The organism is Burkholderia sp. B10, from assembly GCF_004368385.1.
Taxonomy (GTDB): domain Bacteria; phylum Pseudomonadota; class Gammaproteobacteria; order Burkholderiales; family Burkholderiaceae; genus Burkholderia; species Burkholderia vietnamiensis.
In genome coordinates this window covers 1-18709 of the sequence record NZ_PQMX01000055.1, presented here as the reverse complement: position 1 = coordinate 18709, position 18709 = coordinate 1, and the positions used below count along the sequence as shown (strand labels likewise).

Genomic DNA, 18709 nt, shown 5'->3' with positions numbered 1-18709 from the left:
TTGCGCGGATAATCAGGTGCGAGGCGCGCGGCACCGGCCCGCGCCGCTCGATCCAGGAGAACCCAACGTGCCGCAACGACACCCGCAACCCGCCCATCCGGCCGACGGCGTCTACTTCGGACTCATGTCGGGAACCAGCATGGACGGCGTCGACGGCGTCGCGGTCCGGTTCGAAACGGGCCGCGCGCCGGTCGTGCTCGCCGAAGCGTTCGTCGGCTTCGCGCAATCGCTGCGCGACGCGCTGTTCGCGCTACAGCAGCCGGGCGACGACGAGATCGACCGCGAGTCGGTCGCCGCGAATGCGCTCGTCGCGCGCTATGCGGTGTGCTGCCACGAGTTGCAGCGTACGGCCGGCCTGTCGCGCGACGACGTGCGCGCGATCGGCGTGCACGGCCAGACGGTCCGGCACCGTCCCGAACGCGGCTACACGCGTCAGCTGAACAATCCGGCGCTGCTCGCCGAGCTCACGCATGTCGACGTGATCGCCGACTTCCGCATGCGCGACGTCGCGGCCGGCGGCCACGGCGCGCCGCTCGCGCCGGCGTTTCATGCGACGGTGTTCGGCGCGCCGGGCGACACGCGCGTCGTCTGCAACCTCGGCGGCATCAGCAACATCACGATCCTGCCGGCTGAAGGCAGCGACGTGCGCGGCTTCGACTGCGGGCCGGCGAACGCGTTGATCGACGCATGGGCGACGCGCCACCTCGGCAAGCCGTACGACGACGGCGGCAAGTTCGCCGCGCGCGGCACCGTGCATGCGGCGTTGCTCGACGCGCTGCTGGACGAACCCTATTTCACCGCGCCACCGCCGAAAAGCACCGGGCGCGACCTGTTCAGCGCGGCGTGGCTCGACGCGAAGCTGGCCGGCTTTGCGCAGGTTGCGCCGGAGGACGTGCAGGCGACGCTGACCGCGCTCACCGCGGTGTCGGTCGCTCGCGAGATCGCGCGGCACGCAGCCGGCTGCAAGGCCGTGTTCGTCTGCGGCGGCGGCGCCCGCAATCCCGTGCTACTCGACGCGCTGCGTCGCGCGCTGCAGGAAGCCGGCGTATTAGCCACGGTAGACACGACGGCCGCGCTCGGCGTGCCGCCGCAACAGGTCGAGGCGCTCGCGTTCGCATGGCTCGCGTACCGCTTCACCGCGCGCCTGCCCGGCAATTTGGCCAGCGTGACGGGCGCGGCCGGCGAGCGCGTGCTCGGCGCGCTGTATCCGCGCTGATCCGATGACGAGCACGGCGCGCGGACATGAAAAACGGGGCATCAAGCCCCGTTTCTTATTCCGGCGAACCGGACAGGATCCGAGTCGCGCTCAGACCGAGAACGACGAGCCGCAACCGCAGGTGGTCGTGGCGTTCGGGTTCTTGATCACGAACTGCGCGCCGTTGAGGTCGTCCTTGTAGTCGATCTCGGCGCCGACCAGATACTGGTAGCTCATCGAGTCGATCAGGAGCTGGACGCCGTTCTTGTCCATCACGGTGTCGTCCTCGTTGACTTCCTCGTCGAACGTGAAGCCATACTGGAAGCCCGAGCAGCCGCCGCCTTGCACGAACACGCGCAGCTTCAGGTCGGGATTGCCCTCTTCGTCGATCAGTTGCTTGACCTTGTCGGCCGCGGCGTCGGTGAAGACGAACGGGACCGGCATTTCGGCCGTCGTTGCTGCGGATTCGTTAACAGCGTTCATGCGAACTCTCCAAAAAGCTTTAGCCGCTATTGTAGGGCGGATCAGAAGATCGTGCCGATGTCCATGAAATCAATAGGTTCTTGTTGATTTCGGTAAAGCGAACGCCATGGGCACCCGCGTCGAGCGGGCATAAAAAAACCGCCAGCGTGAAAGCTGGCGGTTTTTTCGGCAGACACCGCCCGAAAGCGGCGTGGCCACGAAGCAGAATTAACGCTTCGAGAACTGCTTTGCGCGGCGTGCCTTGCGCAGACCGACCTTCTTACGCTCGACTTCACGCGCATCGCGCGTGACGAAGCCTGCGTTCGACAGCGACGGCTTGAGCGTCGCATCGTAGTCGATCAGTGCACGGGTGATGCCGTGACGCACTGCGCCTGCCTGACCCGTCTCACCGCCGCCGTTGACGTTGACCTTGATGTCGAACGTCTGGCCGTGGTTCGTGAGTTCCAGCGGTTGACGCACGATCATCAGCGACGTTTCGCGCGAGAAGTAGTCAGCGATGGGCTTGCCGTTGACGATGATGTCGCCCTTGCCAGCCTTGATGAAGACACGTGCGACTGCGCTCTTGCGGCGGCCCGTACCGTAGTTCCAGTTACCGATCATGTGGGCTCCCCTTAGATCTCGAGCGCCTTCGGCTGTTGAGCCGAGTGCGGATGCGTCGCTTCTGCGTAGACCTTCAGCTTCTTGATCATCGCGTAGCCGAGCGGGCCCTTCGGCAGCATGCCCTTGACCGCCTTCTCGAGCGCACGGCCCGGGAAGCGTTCCTGCATCTTGCCGAACGTCGTTTCATAGATGCCGCCCGGGTAGCCCGAGTGACGGTAGTACTTCTTGTCCAGCGTCTTGTTGCCCGTGACCTTCAACTTGCTCGCGTTGATGATGATGATGAAATCACCAGTGTCGACGTGCGGGGTGAACTCAGGCTTGTGCTTGCCGCGCAGACGGCGTGCCACTTCGCTGGCAACACGGCCGAGAACCTTATCCGTCGCGTCAATCACGTACCATTCGCGCGTCACCTCATGGGCTTTTGCGGAAAACGTCTTCATGATCGATCCAAAAAAAATGCTTTGCCCGATGTGTTCTTCCTGCTTGTCTGAGTGCGCTTCGAGGCGCGGTGCAGGCTCTCCCTGTTCTTTTTCCGTGGGCATGAATGCGGAAAAGCCCTGAATTATAAAGGAAATACCACAGGGCGGTCAAAGAGAATCCGTGGCCCGCGCCGGCGGCGCCCGAAATCGGCGAAAATTCCGGCGTGCCGTGCCGCACCGGGCGATCCGAGCGCCCGGCGGCGCACCCGTCGCGCGTTGCACATGACCTTGCCGCGCGCGACCGGCCGACCACGAAAAAACAACAAGCAAGCATGATGAAACAAGGACTTATGCCCATTTTCACGGCCGCCCTGCTGGCGGCCGCCGTCCCCGCGAGCGCCGCCCAGCAGGCCTGCGAGGCCAAGCTCGCCGCACTCGACGCGCGCATCGCCGACGCGCGCGAATCCCATACCGAGGAACGCGTCGCCCGCCTGCGCGCGGTGCGCGAGCGCGTACGCCATTTCTGCGCACACGAACAGGGCGACGTTTCGGCCAGCGACGCCCAGGCAACGCCGACGCACCCGACCAGCACGCCGGCACGGCCGACGCCGCGGCCGGCGGCGAGGCAGCCCGTCTGATCGGTGTCGAACCGCTGTCGAGCGGGGGCCATAGCGGCCTCGAGCCGGTGTCGAACACCTGTCGAACCGCTATAGAACCAATGTTGGCGCGCTCGCCCGCTGCCGAAGCGCCGCCCAACCGCCGCAAAAGCGCCGCGGATTCACCGCTCTCAAAGCGCTTTCAGACCGCGCAACCCGCGCGCCGATGTTTGCATTGGACGAAAAAAAGCCCGAACGTTTGGTTCGGGCTTAATCCACCTTTGGAGGAGGGTGGAGGAGACATTCGGAGGTTGCCGCAGCGCGACAACCAATGGAGCTCATTATACGAATGCCCCTCCGACTTCACAAGAAAATCTGCATTACGAAATCAAAAACCATAATGCGGAATCCCCGACGCACACTGGGCCTCATGGATTTCCCCTTTCAAATCAGTTGCATAGCCGAAAACGCCGCGCCAATCGTCCCGCCCCGCCTAGAGTAAAACCCCTAAAGCCAGCAGGGAAATACCAGCCAAATGGCCGACGCGACGCCGCCGAGGCCGGCTCGCCGTTTCGCGTCGTGCAGTGCATCAGCCGACCGTTGCGCAGCGGGCTACAATGCCGGATCGAATCCGAATCAGGCAACGCTGGAGCGCAAGCATGGAATGCAAAGTAAGCTGGATGGGTCAGGACGGGATGGCGTTTTCGGCCCAGACCGGAAGCGGGCACCTCGTCGCGATGGACGGCGCGCCGGAAGGCGGCGGACATAACCTCGCTCCGCGCCCGATGGAAATGGTGCTGGTCGGCACCGGCGGCTGCACTGCGTACGACGTCGTGCTGATCCTGAAGAAGAGCCGCCAGGAAGTCACCGGCTGCTCGGTCACGCTGAAGGCCGAGCGCGCAAGCGAGGACCCGAAGGTGTTCACGAAGGTCCACTTCCACTTCACCGTCACGGGCCGCAACCTGAACCCGGCCACGGTCGAGCGCGCGATCAACCTCTCGCACGACAAATACTGCTCCGCGTCGATCATGATCGCGAAGACGGCCGAGCTCACGCATTCGTTCGACATCGTCGCCGACTAAGCGCGCTGCGCCGACGATACAAAAAGGGCCGGCGCTCCCGATGGAGCGCCGGCCCTTGTGCATTCGAACGGCAAAGCAGGCCGATAAGCCGGATTCTGTGCACGCCGCACGCCGAAGCGCGCCGCGCGTGGCAGCCATTCCTCTAGGCGCGCCATTGCTGACGCGCTCAAGCTTCCTACCCGCAGACGAGACGGGGGCCCCATCCTGCATCCGAAAATGCGCGCCTGCCTACTTGGAATTGCTCCGGGTGGAGGTTACCGTGCCGGCGAACGTCGCCGTCGCCGCGGTGCGCTCTTACCGCACCGTTTCACCCTTACCTGATCCCGGCTTGCGCCGGGCCATCGGCGGTTTGCTTTCTGTTGCCCTGTTCCGCGTGTCGCCACGGATGGCCGTTAGCCATCACCCTGCCCTGTGGAGTCCGGACTTTCCTCGCCCCCGCCTGCCCGAAGGCGGCGAGGCCGCGACTGCCTGGCCTGCTTTGCGACGCGCATTCTAGCACTGCGCGCCGCCGCCCGCAGCGCGCGCGGCGTCCGTCCGTCGACCGCTGCGGAACACGGCCGGGTCGTCGTAGAACGCCGGCGCGGCGTTCGCGTCGCACCAGCCCGGCACGCCGAGCACCGGCAGCGGCGCGAAATCGCGGCTCGTCAGCGCGCGCGTCGCGAGTTCGTCGGCGATCCGTGCGTCGAGATGCGCGGCGCGGCGCGCGTCGGGCCACGAGAAGTAGTCGTCGCTGACTTCGACGATCCACGCGTGCGCGGTACACGACTTGTACGGCGCCACCAGCTTCTCGAGTAGCGCATGGCCGACGAGGCGCGCCTCGCAGCGCGTACCCCACGCGGCGCGCGAGCTCACCAGCAGACGTTGCCAGTCGAAGCCGCGCAGTGCGTCGGCGAGCGCGCGCTCGGCCGTCACGAACAGCGCCGCATTCTCGTCGAACAGCGTGAGCGCATCGCGCAGCGACCCACGCACCGGCCCGACGCCGCCCGCGGCGTCGATCGCCGCGGCCTGCCGTGCGTTCAGCGCGGCCTTGGTGCGTGGATAGGCGAGCCACACGAGCGCATTGAAGAAGTCGTGAAGATTGTGGCGGGTCGGCACGCGCCCCGTGTCGGCGATGTGGGTTTCGTATGCGACGCCGGGCGGCAGTTCGGCCTGCGGCACGAAGCGCAGCGGCCTGCCGCGCCCGCTCGTGCGTGCACCGGCCGCGTCGCCCAATGCATCGAGCAAGGCGGCTTCGCCCGCGAGCGCGGCCACCTGCAGCAAACGGCCCGGCTCGTCGTACTGCGCGAGCCACGGCGCGGACCAGTCGATCCGCGCGAATTGCGCCGCCCCGCCGTCGGCCGCGTGAGCGGCGGCGCACGGCGGCGCGACGCTCACGCGAACTTCCAGCCGATCGTCTCGCCAGCGCGCAGCGGCACGACCGGCGTATCGCCCGCGAACACCTCGGTCGGCAGCTCCCAGGTCTCGCGGCGCAGTGTGACCGTGTCGGTGCTGTGCGCCAGGCCGTAGAAATCGGCGCCGAAGCGGCTCGCGAAATTCTCCAGCTTGTCGAGCGCGCCGGCCTGGTCGAACGCTTCCGCATACAGCTCGAGCGCGTGCAGCGCCGTGTAGCAGCCGGCGCAGCCGCAGGCGGTTTCCTTCGCGCCGCGCGCATGCGGCGCGCTGTCGGTGCCGAGGAAGAAGCGCGGGTTGCCGGAGGTCGCCGCTTCGACGAGCGCGACGCGGTGCGTCTCGCGCTTGAGCACCGGCAGGCAGTAGTAATGCGGGCGAATGCCGCCGACGAACAGCGCGTTGCGGCTGTACAGCAGATGCTGCGGCGTGATCGTCGCGCCGAGCAAGCCCGGCGCCGCATCGGCGTCGCGCACGTAGTCGGCCGCATCCTTCGTCGTGATGTGCTCGAACACGACCTTCAGCGCGGGGAAATCGCGGCGCAGCGGCGTCATCACGCGGTCGATGAACACCTTCTCGCGATCGAACATGTCGATCGACGGGTCCGTCACCTCGCCGTGCACGAGCAGCGGCATGCCGGTTTCCTGCATCGCCTCGAGCGTCTTCGCGCACTTCGCGAGGTCGCTCACGCCGTGATCCGAGTTCGTCGTCGCGCCGGCCGGATACAGCTTCACGCCGTGCACGAAGCCGCTGTCGCGCGCGCGACGAACTTCGTCGGGCGCCGTGTTGTCGGTCAGGTACAGCGTCATCAGCGGCTCGAACGCGCTGCCGGCCGGCAGCGCGGCCAGGATCCGGTCGCGATAGGCCTGCGCGTGCGCGGTCGTCGTGACGGGCGGCTTCAGGTTCGGCATCACGATCGCGCGCGCGAACTGGCGTGCGGTGTGCGGCAGCACCGCGGCCAGCATGTCGCCGTCGCGCAGGTGCAGATGCAGGTCGTCGGGACGGGCGAGCGTGAGCGTCGCCGGGGAGGAAGCGTTCGAGGCAGTCATAGGAGGCGTCGTGAGGAACGGGCTGGCCATCGAGGATCGGCGGGGCCGGAGCACGCGTGCACGGGCCGACTGACGGCAAACCGCAACACGGGGCCTTGGGCCGGCGGAATCCGCTTTTTACCGCTCGAGGCTCGGTGATATGCTAGGAGCCATATTGTACCGGGGTTCACCCGGTTGGTTACCCTGCTTCCGCCCCCGCCCCAAGTAAAATGTGCCAACTCCTAGGAATGAACTGCGCCGCGCCGACGGACGTCACATTCTCCTTCACTGGTTTCGCGGCCCGGGGCGGCCTCACCGATCACCACGCCGACGGCTGGGGCATCGCGTTCTTCGAGGACAAGGCCTGCCGTCTGTTCATCGATCAGCAGGCCTCGGCCACGTCGCCGATCGCCGAAATGGTGAAGCGCTATCCGATCAAGTCGAAGAACACGATCGCGCATATCCGCAAGGCCACGCAAGGCCATATCCTGCTCGAGAACAGCCACCCCTTCATGCGCGAGCTGTGGGGGCGTCACTGGATCTTCGCGCATAACGGCGATCTGCAGGACTACGAACCCGATCTCGACGGCAGCGTCTACCACCCGGTCGGCACGACCGACAGCGAGAAGGCGTTCTGCGTGCTGATGCAAGGGCTGCGCGAGGCATTCCCCGGCGCACAGCCGCCGCTGCCGGAGCTGTTCGAGCGCGTCGGCGAGTTGACGCGCGACATCACCGATCACGGCGTATTCAACTTCCTGATGTCGAACGGCCAGGCGCTGTTCGCACACTGCTCGACGCGGCTGCACTACATCGTGCGGCGCTGGCCGTTCTCCACCGCGCATCTGGTCGACGAAGACCTGTCGATCGACTTCGCGAAATACACGACGCCCGAAGATCGCGTCGCGGTGATCGCCACGCAGCCGCTGACCGACAACGAAGTCTGGACGTCGTTCGAGCCCGGCGAGCTGATCATGTTCCAGTGCGGCGACGTCGCCGCGCGGACGCGGATTCCGGTGCCGGAGCGCGTGCTCGAGAAGCTGCGCAACCCGGCGCTCGACGCGTCGGCCTCCGCGCCGTGCGGCGGCATGCGTCGCGAGGCGCTGGCCGCCGCCGACGACGCCGACGACGCGATCGATTTCTGAGCCGCACGCGCCGCCCTTCCTTCACCGTCGCAGCATGACGAAGCGACCGCGGCCCGGCCGGCCGCGCGACGAGCCATTGCCGAACAGCGCGCCCCTCTTTTGCCGGCAAGTAGTTTTTTCGTTTCAATCAAACCACAATGACGCGCGCCAAACCGCGGCAACGCAGCATTAACTTGATTTAATCAACGTTCACGCGAAAATAATATATACGCAATAAAACGGAACGCCTTTTAAATCCCCGCCCATCTTCCGGAAGCCATATTCTATCGCAGCGCCGTTTTGGAACAGTGCGCCAGCCCACCGTCGAGCGACGGGATTACCCCGCCTCGCACGATATCACTCAAGCCTTTACCAGAAAGGCTTTCGGTTCGATTCATCACATAATTCAAAAATACCGGACCGAGTCGACATTATCACAACGGCACTCATTTTTTTGATAATCCTTCGCGATTCAGATCAGTAGACTCCGCTCATCCTCGGTATATCGAAAAGCGATTCACGTGACGACGGCAATGCGGCCAATGGCGCGCACGCCGGCTCGAACCATTTTCGGCCGCGGAATGCGCTTTCACCGCGCCGCGGTGGATATCACTTCAAAAAAAGCAAAGAGGGGTTGTCGTGAATCACTCATTTCGATCGATATGGAGCGAAGCCGCCGGCTGCTGGGTCGCGGTTGCGGAGACAGCCCGGGCACGCGGCAAGCGCTCGGGCAGCACATCTGTCGGCACATCGGCCACGAGCCGTCGCGCGAGCCGCGACGCGATCCGGCTGGCGCCGCTGCGCGCCGCGATGGCCGGCGCCGCGTTCGCCGCGCTGTCGGCCGGCGCCGCACATGCATCGACCTGCGGCAACGGGTCGGCGGTCGCGAGCGGCGGCAGCTGCACCGTCGGCAGCTTCAGCCCGACCGTGAACGACAACCTGGCCGGGGCGACGACCGTCACGGGCGGCGATACCGTCGCCGCCACCGGCGCATGGACCAGCCAGAACGGCGGCGACGCCGGCTACACGCGCGTCCCGCTCGGCACGACCACGATCGTGACCGGCAATCCCGACCAGCCGCTGGTCTCGCTCGGCGGCAAGACGCAGAGCGTCAGCACGCCCGATTCGATCACCGGCACCCACGCATCGGTCGCGACCTACAACTCGTCCGCGTTCGCCGGATCGACGCTCGGCGCGACCTACGTGCCGCTCTATCACGACGTCGACGGCAACCAGTACCTGAACACGCGGATCGGCACCGTCGAGCGCTCGGGCGGCACGCTGAACGTGTCGCTCGGCAACGCGGCGAACGCGCCCGACGCGGCCGGCAACGCGATCACGATCGCGGCGAAGCAGACGGACCTCGCCTTCGCGGACGGCACCGGCACCGCGTCAAGCGTCGTCAACTGGAACTCGCGCAACCAGGTGCTGTTCACGACCGGCGACTACGTCGAGGCCGGCGGCGCGGTGGGCAACCTGCAGCTCGACGTGCCGGCCTACGCGGGCACCTTCACCGCGTTCGACGGCAGCCGCTGGCGCGTCGACGACGCCGCGTCGCTCGCCGCATACAACGACTTTCTCGTACGCTCGGTCCGCAGCGGCGCGCTCGGCTCGCAAGCCGCGTACGACAGCGCGTTCAGCCAGGCCGTCACGTTCTCGCGGCAGACCTTCCAGTACGCGAACGACGTGTCGGCCGGCGACAAGAACACGTTGCCGATCGACCATCTGGCCGCGCTGCACGGCACCGGCGCGAGCGCGACGCTGCATATCGGCCGAGACGGCCAGATCGACTTCCGCGGCACCAGCGCGATCGAATCGAGCTCGGCGGTGCTCGCGGAAAACGGCGCGCAGTTCGTCAACGACGGCAGCCTGTCGGGCGACTTCACGCTCGTGCGGCTGCTCACCGGTGCGAGCGGCGTCAACAACGGCGTGATCTCGTCCGGCTACGCGGCCGGCGAGAACTTCGACACCGCCGGCGCCGCGCCGCCCGAGAACTTCGGCTTCCACGCCTACACCGAGGGCAACGGCGTGTACGCGAACGGCACGGGCACCACGTTCGTGAACAACGGCGTGATGAACGTCGCCGCATGGACGCTCGACGGCAACCGGCCGACCCTGCTCAGCTACGCGATCGCGGCGACCGACGGCGCAACCGCGTCGAACGCCGGCACGCTGAACGTCGGCGTCAACGCAACCACGCTCGACAGCCAGGTGATCGGCGGCCTCGCGGACGGCGGCGCGTTCACCAACGAGGCCGGCGGCACGATCTACGTCGGACGCGCGGCGCAGTACCGGCCGGGCGCGGCGGCGGCCGACGTCGCGCTGTCCGCGCACGGCTACGGCATCCTGCTCGGCGCGTCGGGCACGGCCGCGAACCTCGGCTCGATCGTGATCGGCTCGCAGACGCAGAACGGCGCCGCGATGGCGAGCATCGGCTCGTCGTCCGGCACGCTGCGCAACGCCGGCACGATCGTCGTGAACGGTGCGGCGCCCGGCACGCCGCTCGCGAACGTCGGGATGCTGGCGGCCGACACGGCCGCGACCGTGACCAACACGGGCACGATCACGCTGAACGGCGTGAACGGCATCGGCATCATGGTGGTCGGCACCGGCTCGACCGCCACGGCCGCGACGTCGACCGGCACGATCGACGTCGCCGGCGGGCTGGACGCGGCGTCGGACACGCGAAATTACGGCGTCTGGGCCGAAGGCCCGCGCGCGAAGGCCACGCTCGACGGCGCGCTCGACCTGACCGGCAATGGCGCGATCGGCGCCCACGCGCGCGCGGGCGCCGCGATCGACGTCGGCGCGAACGCCGTGCCGCGCTTCACGTCCGGTACGAACCAGATCGGCTTCTACGTGTACGGCGCCGGCTCGACGATCAACGTGGCCGCGCAGCGGCTGAGCGTCGATACCGACGACTCGACGCTGTTCCGCATCGCAGCCGGCGCGGCCTACACGGGCGCGTCGGCCGCCGGCACGCTGACGACCGACGTGAACGGCGAGCGCGCGCGCGGCGTGCTCGCGACCGGCGCCGGCACGACGCTGTCGACCGGCTCCGCGACCTACAACGTGCGCGGCGCGAACGGCATCGCGGTGGCGGTCGAGGGCGGCGCACACGGCACGATCGACGCCGGCGCGACGATCAACCTGAACGCGGCGGGCGCCACGGCGGGCGTGGTCGACGGCCAGGCCCACGACCTGGCCGGCGCGAACGCCGGCGCGCCGGTCGCGACGGTGCTCGGCAACGACGCGGCCGTCATGTCGTCGAGCGCCGGCGTGACCGGGTTCGTTGCGCGCAACCTCGGCACGCTGGAGAACCGCAACGCGGTGCTGCTGACCGGCGCCGGCTCGACCGGCGTCGCGATCGGCGCGCTCGGCACGGTCGACAACATGTCGACGATCCGCGTGTCGGACGGCACCGGCGCGCTCGTGCAAGGCGCGTCGGCCGTGCTGAACAACGCGGGCACGATCGGCGCCGACGACGGCGTCGCCGGCGTGCATCTGACCGGCGCGGGCGCGTCGGTCGTGCTGTCGGGCGCGGGCACCATCGTCGCGAACGGGAGCGCGCACGGCGTGCTGATCGACTCGAGCGTCGCGAACGGCGCGCTCGCGGCCGGCGCGACGTCGATCGCGGTGGGCGGCGGCGGCGCCGGCATCGACAACCTCGGTACCAACACGACGATCGTGCTGTCGGGCACGCAGATCGGCACGACCGGCAACGGCGCCGACGGCATCTCGTCGACGGGCGCGGGCACGCGCATCGCGACCGATGCGGCGAGCGTCGTGCGCACCGCGGGCGAAAACGCGCGCGGCATCGTCGTGGCCGGCGCCGATGCGACGCTGGCCGCCGACGGCACCACCGTCTCGACCACCGGCGCCGGCGCGCATGGGCTGGTCGGCGGCGGCGGCGCGACCGCGCTGCTGTCGGGCGCGAAGATCGCGGCGGCGGGCGCGGCAGCCGACGGCGTCGTCGCGCAAAACGGCGGCCGGATCGGCGACACCGGCTCGACGCTCACGAGCGCGGCCGGCAACGGCGCGACCGTCGACGGCGGCGGCGTGCTCGCGCTGACCGGCACGACGCTGCACGGCGCGACGGCCGGCTTGCTGAGCGTCGACTCGCGCGCGAGCGGCGCGACGAGTTCGGTGCTGGTCGACGGCGGCAGCGTCGCGTCGGTCGCCGGCCCGGCGTTCGCCGCGCGCGGCGGCGTGGTCGACATCGCGGTACGCAACGGCACCGTCGTGACGGCCGGCAACGGCACGCTGCTCGACCTCGCGAACGGCAGCGTCGCGCGCTTCGACGCTTCGGCCGTGACGCTGGCCGGCGACATCGTGTCGGACGCGTCGAGCACCGGCACCGTGTCGCTGACGAACGGCACGACGCTGACCGGCAAGATCGATCCGGTCGCGCTGAACGTCGACGCGACGAGCGCATGGCGGCTCACCGGCAGCTCGGTGCTGAGCAGCCTGAACAACGCGGGCCTGGTCGCATTCGCCGCGCCGTCGGGCGCGCCGACGGCGGCCGGCAGCTACAAGACGCTGACCACCGGCGGCTACGTCGGCAACGGCGGCACGATCGCGCTGAACACCTATCTCGGCGCCGACGCGTCGCCGACCGACCGGCTGATCGTGAACGGCGGCGCCGCGAGCGGCACGACGGCGCTGAAGATCGCGAACACCGCCGGCAGCGGCGCGCAGACGACCGGCGACGGCATTCCGGTGGTGGTCACGGCGAACGGCGGCACGACGGCCGCGTCCGCGTTCCATCTCGCCGGCCCGGTCCAGGCCGGCGCATACGAATACCGGCTCTATCGCGGCGGCCAGCTCGACGCGAACGGCTGGTATCTGCGCTCGCAGCTCGATCCGTCCAACCAGGTCATCGCGGTCGGCCCGCTGACCGCCGGCGGCGGCGCCGGCACGCTCGCGTACCGTCCGGGCGTCGCGGGCTTCGCGATGACGCCGCTCCTGAACGCCGACTACGGCTTCTCGACGCTCGGCAAGCTGCACGAGCGCGTCGGCGACGTGTACAACGTCGACAAGCAGGCGCCCGGCAATCGCGACGGCGTGTGGGGCCGCATCGGCGGACAGAGCTTCGATGCGAACGCGGGCCGCTTCGCGGCCGACGAGCGCACCTTCTTCGCGCAGTTCGGCAAGGACTGGACGCTCGACCAAGCGCCAGGCGGCGGCAGCACGCATGCGGGCGTGACGGCGAGCATCGGCGTGTCGAATGCGAGCTTCAGCGATCCGGCGCGCGCCGATGCGCCCGGCCTGTCGACGTCGACCGGCTCGGTCGAGATGCACGCGCAGAGCGCCGGCGGCTACTGGACGCGCTATCTGGCCGACGGCACCTACTTCGACAGCGTCGGGCAGGTCACGCACTACGGCAACCGCTATCGCGACAGCTACGGCAACGACGCATCGCAGAACGGCTTCGGCATCGCGCTGTCGCAGGAAGCCGGCAAGCCGTTCGGCATCGGCGCCACGCCGATCGCGATCGAACCGCAGGCGCAGCTGATGTATCAGTACCTGAAGCTGAACGGGTTCAACGACAGCGTGTCGGCGGTGTCGGGCACGACGAGCCATGCGCTGCGTGGACGCCTCGGCGTACGGATGTTCCGGCCGAACCTCGGGGCGAGCGCGTTGGGCGCGGCGACGCCGTATTTCACGGCCGACGTGCTGCACGACTTCCTGTCGCCGGGCCAGACCGTCGTCGGCGGCACGCCGTTCGCGACGCATCTGGGCCGCACGTGGTACGAGCTCGGCCTCGGCGTGACCGCGGCCTTCGGCAAGTCGGGCACGCTGTACGCGAACGTCAAATACGCGCGCAACATCGGCGGCGACTACCGGCGCGGCGTCACCGGCCAGGCCGGCTACCGCTACAGCTGGTAACGCAGGACGCGTCGCGACGCCCGTGCGCCGCTGCCGTTCGGCGGCAGCGGCCGAAAAAAAACGCCCGGCGCTAGGCCGGGCGGTTCGTCGAAGCGGCGTGCGCTACACGGGAGCGTTCAGTGGAGGATTTTCGCGAGGAAGTCCTTCGCGCGATCCGACTTCGGATTCGAGAAGAAATCGTCCTTGCGGTCGTCCTCGACGATCGCGCCCTTGTCCATGAAGATCACGCGATGGGCGACCTTCTTCGCGAAGCCCATTTCGTGCGTGACGACCATCATCGTCATCCCTTCCTGCGCGAGTTCGACCATCACGTCGAGCACCTCGTTGATCATTTCCGGATCGAGCGCGGAGGTCGGCTCGTCGAACAGCATCGCGATCGGGTCCATCGACAGCGCGCGCGCGATCGCGACGCGTTGCTGCTGGCCGCCCGACAGCTGGCCCGGAAACTTGTGTGCATGCGCCTTCAGCCCGACGCGATCGAGCAGCTTCAAACCCTTGTCGGTCGCCTCGTCCTTGCTGCGGCCGAGCACCTTGATCTGCGCGAGCGTCAGGTTCTCGGTGATCGACAGGTGCGGGAACAGCTCGAAATGCTGGAACACCATCCCGACCTTCGAGCGCAGCTTCGACAGGTTCGTCTTCTTGTCGCCGACCGACTGGCCGTTCACGAGGATCTCGCCCTGCTGGAACGGCTCCAGGCCGTTGACCGTCTTGATCAGCGTCGACTTGCCCGAGCCCGACGGCCCGCACACCACGACGACCTCGCCCTTGCTGACCTCGGTCGTGCAATCGGTGAGGACCTGAAACTGGCCGTACCACTTCGAAACGTTCTTGATGGAAATCATCTTGTGACCTTTTTCTGGAGACCTTTGACGAGGGCAGAAGCCAACGAGCAAATCACGAAATAGCATGCGCCGGCGAACAGCACCATCTCGACGGTCGTGCCGTCGCGATCGCCGACGTTCGCGGCCGTGCGGAAGAAGTCCGCGAGACTGATCACGTACACGAGCGACGTGTCCTGGAACAGCACGATCGCCTGCGTGAGCAGCAGCGGCACCATCGCGCGAAACGCCTGCGGCAGGATCACGAGGCGCATCGCCTGCGCGTAGTTCATGCCGAGCGCGAACGCGGCGTTCACCTGCCCGCGCGGCACCGCCTGGATGCCGGCGCGAATGATCTCGGAATAATACGCGGCCTCGAACAGCGAGAACGCGACCATCGCCGACGCGAGCCGGATGTCGATCGTCGGCGACAGCCCGAGCACGCCCTGCAGCAGCTGCGGCACGATCAGGAAGAACCACAGCAGCACCATCACGAGCGGGATCGAGCGGAACACCGTCACGTAGCCCTTCGCGAACCACGCGAGCGGCTTCACGCCGGACAGCCGCATCAGCGCCAGCAGCGTGCCCCAGACGATGCCGATCACGATCGCGATCAGCGTGATCTTGAACGTGACGATCGCCCCGGTCCACAGCGTCGGTATCGCGCCGGGAATACTACTCCAGTCGAACTGATGCATCACTTGCCTCCGATGTAGCCGGGCAGCCGCGTGCGGCCTTCGATCCAGCGCATGAACGCCATCACGACGAGGTTGATGACCACGTAGGCGAGCGTCACCGCGATGAACGACTCGTAGGTCTGCGCGGTGTAGTCGACCAGCTGGCGCGCCTGCGCGGACAGGTCGAGCAGGCCGATCGTCGATGCGACCGCCGAGTTCTTGAAGATGTTCAGGAACTCCGACGTGAGCGGCGGCACGATGATCCGGTACGCGACCGGCAGCAACACGTAGCGGTACGTCTGCCATTGCGTGAAGCCCATCGCGAGGCCGGCCGCACGCTGGCCCTTCGGCAGCGCGTTGATGCCCGAGCGCACCTGCTCGCACACGCGTGCGCCGGTGAACAGCCCGAGACAGACGATCGACGCGGTGAAGAACTGCGTGCCGGGCGGCAGCTGCTTGATCCAGGTGCCGATCGACGCGGGCAGCAGCTCCGGCACGACCAGGTACCAGACGAAGAACTGCACGATCAGCGGGATGTTGCGGAAGATCGACACGTAGACGGTGCCGAGCGCGGCGAGCCATTGGTTCGGCACGGTGCGCAGCACGCCGAACAGCGAACCGACGATCAGCGCGATGACCCAGGCGACCAGCGACACTTCGATCGTCACCCAGAAGCCGGACATCAGCCATCCGAAGTAAGTCGTCGGCTCGCCGGTCGAGACGGGGCTCAGGAAGACGCCCCAGTTCCAGTGGTAAGACATGGGCAAGACTCCAGCAAAAAGAAACGGAAGAAGCGTGGCCTCTTCCGTTTCAGTAGCGTCATTTCTGCGTCAACGGCGGCGTGGTCAGTCGAGCGCCTTGTCGTTCGGGTTCGCGTACAGCTTCTTCATCGAATCGGACAGCGGGAAGTTCAGGTTCAGCCCCTTCGGCGGGATCGGGTTCTCGAACCACTTCGCGTAGATCTTCGCGGCTTCGCCCGACTTCTCGACTTGCGAGATCGCCTCGTCGACGACCTTCTTGAAGTCCGCATCGCCCTTGCGCATCATGCAGCCGTACGCCTCTTCCGACTGCGGCGTGCCGACGATCACCCATTCGCCCGGCTGCTTCGCCTTCGCGCGCTCGCCTGCGAGCAGCGCGTCGTCCATCATGAACGCGACCGCGCGGCCCGATTCGAGCGTGTTGAACGAGTCGCCGTGGTCCTTCGCGCTGATGATGCTCATGCCGAGCTGCTTGTCGTTGTTCATCTTGCGCAGCAGGCGCTCGGACGTCGTGCCCGCGGTCGTCACGACCGTCTTGCCCTTCAGGTCGGCGAAGTCCTTCACACCGGAATCCTTCTTCGTCATCAGACGCGTGCCGATCACGAAGATCGTGTCGGAGAACGCGGCCTGCTGCTGACGCTCGAGGTTGTTGGTGGTCGAGCCGCACTCGATGTCGACCGTGCCGTTCTGCACGAGCGGGATGCGGTTCTGCGACGTGACCGGGATGTTCTTCACCTGCAGGTTCGGCAGGTTCAGCTTCTTCTTCACGGCATCCACGACCTTCATCTGGAAGTCGCGCGAATAGCCGACGACCTGCTGGTTCTGGTCATAGTAGGAGAACGGAATCGACGATTCGCGGTGGCCCAGCGCGATCACGCCCGTGTCCTTGATCTTCTTCAGCGTGCCGGTCTCCTGTGCATGCGCGCCGCTCGCGAACGCGCACAGCGCCGCGATCATCAGGACTGCCTTCTGGTATTTCATTTTGGTCATCTCCTTGGCTAAAACCCGCGCCAGTGTATCAAAGTAATATTTTTGAAAGTACTGGTTGTTTACCGCACTACGAATCGTCCTGTGCGTCGCCGTCCTCCCGGCTTCGCGCGGCGCTTTGCGCGCCCGAATGCGCACGCGGGCGACGCCGGATTCGGCATCGCCCGCGAGGGTTCATGTACGCAATCGGGTCGATTGCGTCATGTATCGTTCATAGTGGGCCGAGCGACGCTCGGCCACGCACGATCAGGGGTACAGACCGCGCATTTCGCGCGCCATCAGGATGCGCTTGCACGCGACGATGAACGCCGCCGTGCGCACCGACACGTTGTGCTCTTCCGCGACCGCCCACACGCCGGCGAACGCTTCGCGCATCACGCGCTCGAGGCGATGGTTGATCTCGTCTTCGGTCCAGAAGAAGCTCGAGAAATCCTGCACCCACTCGAAGTACGACACGGTCACGCCGCCCGCGTTGGCGATCACGTCGGGGATCACCAGCACGCCGTTCGCGCTCAGGATGTCGTCGGCCGCGGTCGTGGTCGGACCGTTCGCGCCTTCGACGATGATCTTCGTGCGGATCTTCGACGCGTTCTTCTCGGTGATCTGGTTTTCCAGCGCCGCCGGGATCAGGATGTCGGTTTCGACCGTCCAGAACTCGTCGTTCGGCATCGGCTCCGTGCCCTCGAAACCCGCGACGCCGCCCGTGCGCGCCACGTGGTCGAGCAGCTTGTTCGCGTCGAGGCCGGCCGGCTGATAGATCGTGCCCGTGTGATCCTGCACCGCGATCACCTTCGCGCCCGCTTCCTGGAACAGCTTCGCCGCGATGCCGCCGACGTTGCCGAAGCCCTGCACCGCGATGCGCGCGCCTTCGATTTCGAGGCCCTTCTTCTTCGCCGCTTCGCAGCCGACCACGAACACGCCGCGGCCCGTCGCTTCCTTGCGGCCGAGCGAACCGCCGAGCGAGATCGGCTTGCCGGTCACGACGCCGGTCGACGTCTGGCCCTGGTTCATCGAATACGTGTCCATCATCCACGCCATCACCTGTTCGTTGGTGTTGACGTCCGGCGCCGGAATGTCGGTGTTCGGGCCGATGATGATGCCGATCTCGCTGGTGTAGCGGCGCGTCACGCGCTCGAGCTCACCGCGCGACAGCTTGCGCGGGTCGACGCGGATGCCGCCCTTCGCACCGCCGTACGGCACGTTCACGGCCGCGTTCTTCACCGACATCCATGCCGACAGCGCCATCACTTCCGACAGCGTCACGTCCTGGTGGTAGCGCACGCCGCCCTTGCCCGGACCGCGCGACACGTTGTGCTGCACGCGATAGCCTTCGAAGTGCGCGACGGTGCCGTTGTCGAGCTCGATGGGCACGTCGACGATCAGGATGCGCTTCGGACGCTTCAGCGTTTCGAGCCAGCGCGACAGCGAACCGAGGTACGGCGCGACGCGATCGACCTGCTGAAGATAGTTGCCCCACGGGCCGAGATCGTCGGCGTGCAGGTAGGACGGGATGGACTGCAATTGCGAAGACATGGATGCTCCAACGTTCAACGGATTGCGCACATTGTCGAAAAACCCGTTTTTTTTATCCAATGCCGTTTGCTTATTCGATTATGCGTTTCTTGCATGATCGCGATTTTGCGCAAATCCACGGGCGATTTGCGCAAGAA

The 18709-nt window shown here is 67.0% G+C and carries 15 protein-coding genes and 1 other RNA gene; 5 read left to right on the top strand and 11 right to left on the bottom strand.

Annotated features, from left to right (window positions below; translation table 11 throughout):
* The first annotated feature begins 67 nt into the window (after positions 1-67).
* On the top strand, positions 68-1216 hold the full coding sequence (locus C3Y15_RS23315) for an anhydro-N-acetylmuramic acid kinase (protein ID WP_034194153.1): 1149 nt from the start codon (positions 68-70) through the stop codon (positions 1214-1216).
* Between the two features lie 90 nt (positions 1217-1306).
* Here C3Y15_RS23315 and erpA read toward each other — a convergent pair whose 3' ends face one another.
* From erpA to rplM, 3 genes are all read right to left on the bottom strand, one after another.
* The gene (gene erpA, locus C3Y15_RS23310; RefSeq protein ID WP_011883284.1) at positions 1307-1678 is read right to left on the bottom strand and encodes an iron-sulfur cluster insertion protein ErpA; all 372 of its coding nucleotides are present in this window, start codon (positions 1676-1678) and stop codon (positions 1307-1309) included.
* A 207-nt stretch (positions 1679-1885) separates the two neighbouring features.
* Positions 1886-2278 carry a 30S ribosomal protein S9 gene (gene rpsI / locus C3Y15_RS23305; protein WP_011883283.1) on the bottom strand — a complete coding sequence of 131 codons (393 nt, stop codon included), beginning with the start codon at positions 2276-2278 and terminating at the stop codon, positions 1886-1888.
* Between the two features lie 11 nt (positions 2279-2289).
* Entirely contained in the window at positions 2290-2718 is a 429-nt protein-coding gene (rplM, locus tag C3Y15_RS23300; protein WP_009687896.1) for a 50S ribosomal protein L13, read from the bottom strand.
* Between the two features lie 311 nt (positions 2719-3029).
* On the opposite strand from rplM, the gene C3Y15_RS23295 reads away from it, so the two are divergent.
* Together C3Y15_RS23295 and C3Y15_RS23285 are read left to right on the top strand one after the other, a co-directional pair.
* Positions 3030-3335 carry a DUF1090 family protein gene (locus C3Y15_RS23295; RefSeq protein ID WP_124260229.1) on the top strand — a complete coding sequence of 102 codons (306 nt, stop codon included), beginning with the start codon at positions 3030-3032 and terminating at the stop codon, positions 3333-3335.
* 575 nt (positions 3336-3910) lie between these two features.
* Entirely contained in the window at positions 3911-4375 is a 465-nt protein-coding gene (locus tag C3Y15_RS23285; protein ID WP_072465471.1) for an OsmC family protein, read from the top strand.
* 68 nt (positions 4376-4443) lie between these two features.
* Here the strand turns inward: C3Y15_RS23285 and rnpB are convergent.
* From rnpB to pyrC, 3 genes are all read right to left on the bottom strand, one after another.
* Positions 4444-4855, bottom strand: an RNA gene (rnpB, locus tag C3Y15_RS23280) — RNase P RNA component class A.
* A gap of 12 nt (positions 4856-4867) precedes the next feature.
* Positions 4868-5749: a DUF3025 domain-containing protein gene (locus C3Y15_RS23275; protein ID WP_014722450.1), complete on the bottom strand. Its 882-nt coding sequence runs from the start codon at positions 5747-5749 to the stop codon at positions 4868-4870.
* Positions 5746-6810, bottom strand: coding sequence for a dihydroorotase (gene pyrC / locus C3Y15_RS23270; RefSeq protein ID WP_034194154.1), 1065 nt, complete (start codon positions 6808-6810; stop codon positions 5746-5748). Before pyrC ends, C3Y15_RS23275 begins: the two co-directional genes overlap by 4 nt.
* 209 nt (positions 6811-7019) lie before the next feature.
* On the opposite strand from pyrC, the gene C3Y15_RS23265 reads away from it, so the two are divergent.
* Both C3Y15_RS23265 and C3Y15_RS23260 read left to right on the top strand, forming a co-directional pair.
* The gene (locus C3Y15_RS23265) at positions 7020-7931 is read left to right on the top strand and encodes a class II glutamine amidotransferase (protein ID WP_059455117.1); all 912 of its coding nucleotides are present in this window, start codon (positions 7020-7022) and stop codon (positions 7929-7931) included.
* Between the two features lie 618 nt (positions 7932-8549).
* Positions 8550-13799 (top strand): autotransporter outer membrane beta-barrel domain-containing protein, encoded by a 5250-nt coding sequence (locus tag C3Y15_RS23260; protein ID WP_069246135.1) that lies wholly within the window; start codon positions 8550-8552, stop codon positions 13797-13799.
* Positions 13800-13915: 116 nt separating this feature from the next.
* Here the strand turns inward: C3Y15_RS23260 and C3Y15_RS23255 are convergent, their stop codons facing one another.
* From C3Y15_RS23255 to C3Y15_RS23235, 5 genes are all read right to left on the bottom strand, one after another.
* Positions 13916-14641, bottom strand: coding sequence for an amino acid ABC transporter ATP-binding protein (locus C3Y15_RS23255; protein ID WP_011883277.1), 726 nt, complete (start codon positions 14639-14641; stop codon positions 13916-13918).
* Positions 14638-15315, bottom strand: coding sequence for a glutamate/aspartate ABC transporter permease GltK (gene gltK / locus C3Y15_RS23250; protein ID WP_011883276.1), 678 nt, complete (start codon positions 15313-15315; stop codon positions 14638-14640). Before gltK ends, C3Y15_RS23255 begins: the two co-directional genes overlap by 4 nt.
* Positions 15315-16055 carry an amino acid ABC transporter permease gene (locus C3Y15_RS23245; RefSeq protein ID WP_045578534.1) on the bottom strand — a complete coding sequence of 247 codons (741 nt, stop codon included), beginning with the start codon at positions 16053-16055 and terminating at the stop codon, positions 15315-15317. Before C3Y15_RS23245 ends, gltK begins: the two co-directional genes overlap by 1 nt.
* Before the next feature lie 84 nt (positions 16056-16139).
* Positions 16140-17033 (bottom strand): glutamate/aspartate ABC transporter substrate-binding protein, encoded by an 894-nt coding sequence (locus C3Y15_RS23240; RefSeq protein WP_011883274.1) that lies wholly within the window; start codon positions 17031-17033, stop codon positions 16140-16142.
* A gap of 252 nt (positions 17034-17285) precedes the next feature.
* Positions 17286-18572 carry a Glu/Leu/Phe/Val dehydrogenase gene (locus C3Y15_RS23235; RefSeq protein WP_011883273.1) on the bottom strand — a complete coding sequence of 429 codons (1287 nt, stop codon included), beginning with the start codon at positions 18570-18572 and terminating at the stop codon, positions 17286-17288.
* Between the last annotated feature and the right edge of the window lie 137 nt (positions 18573-18709).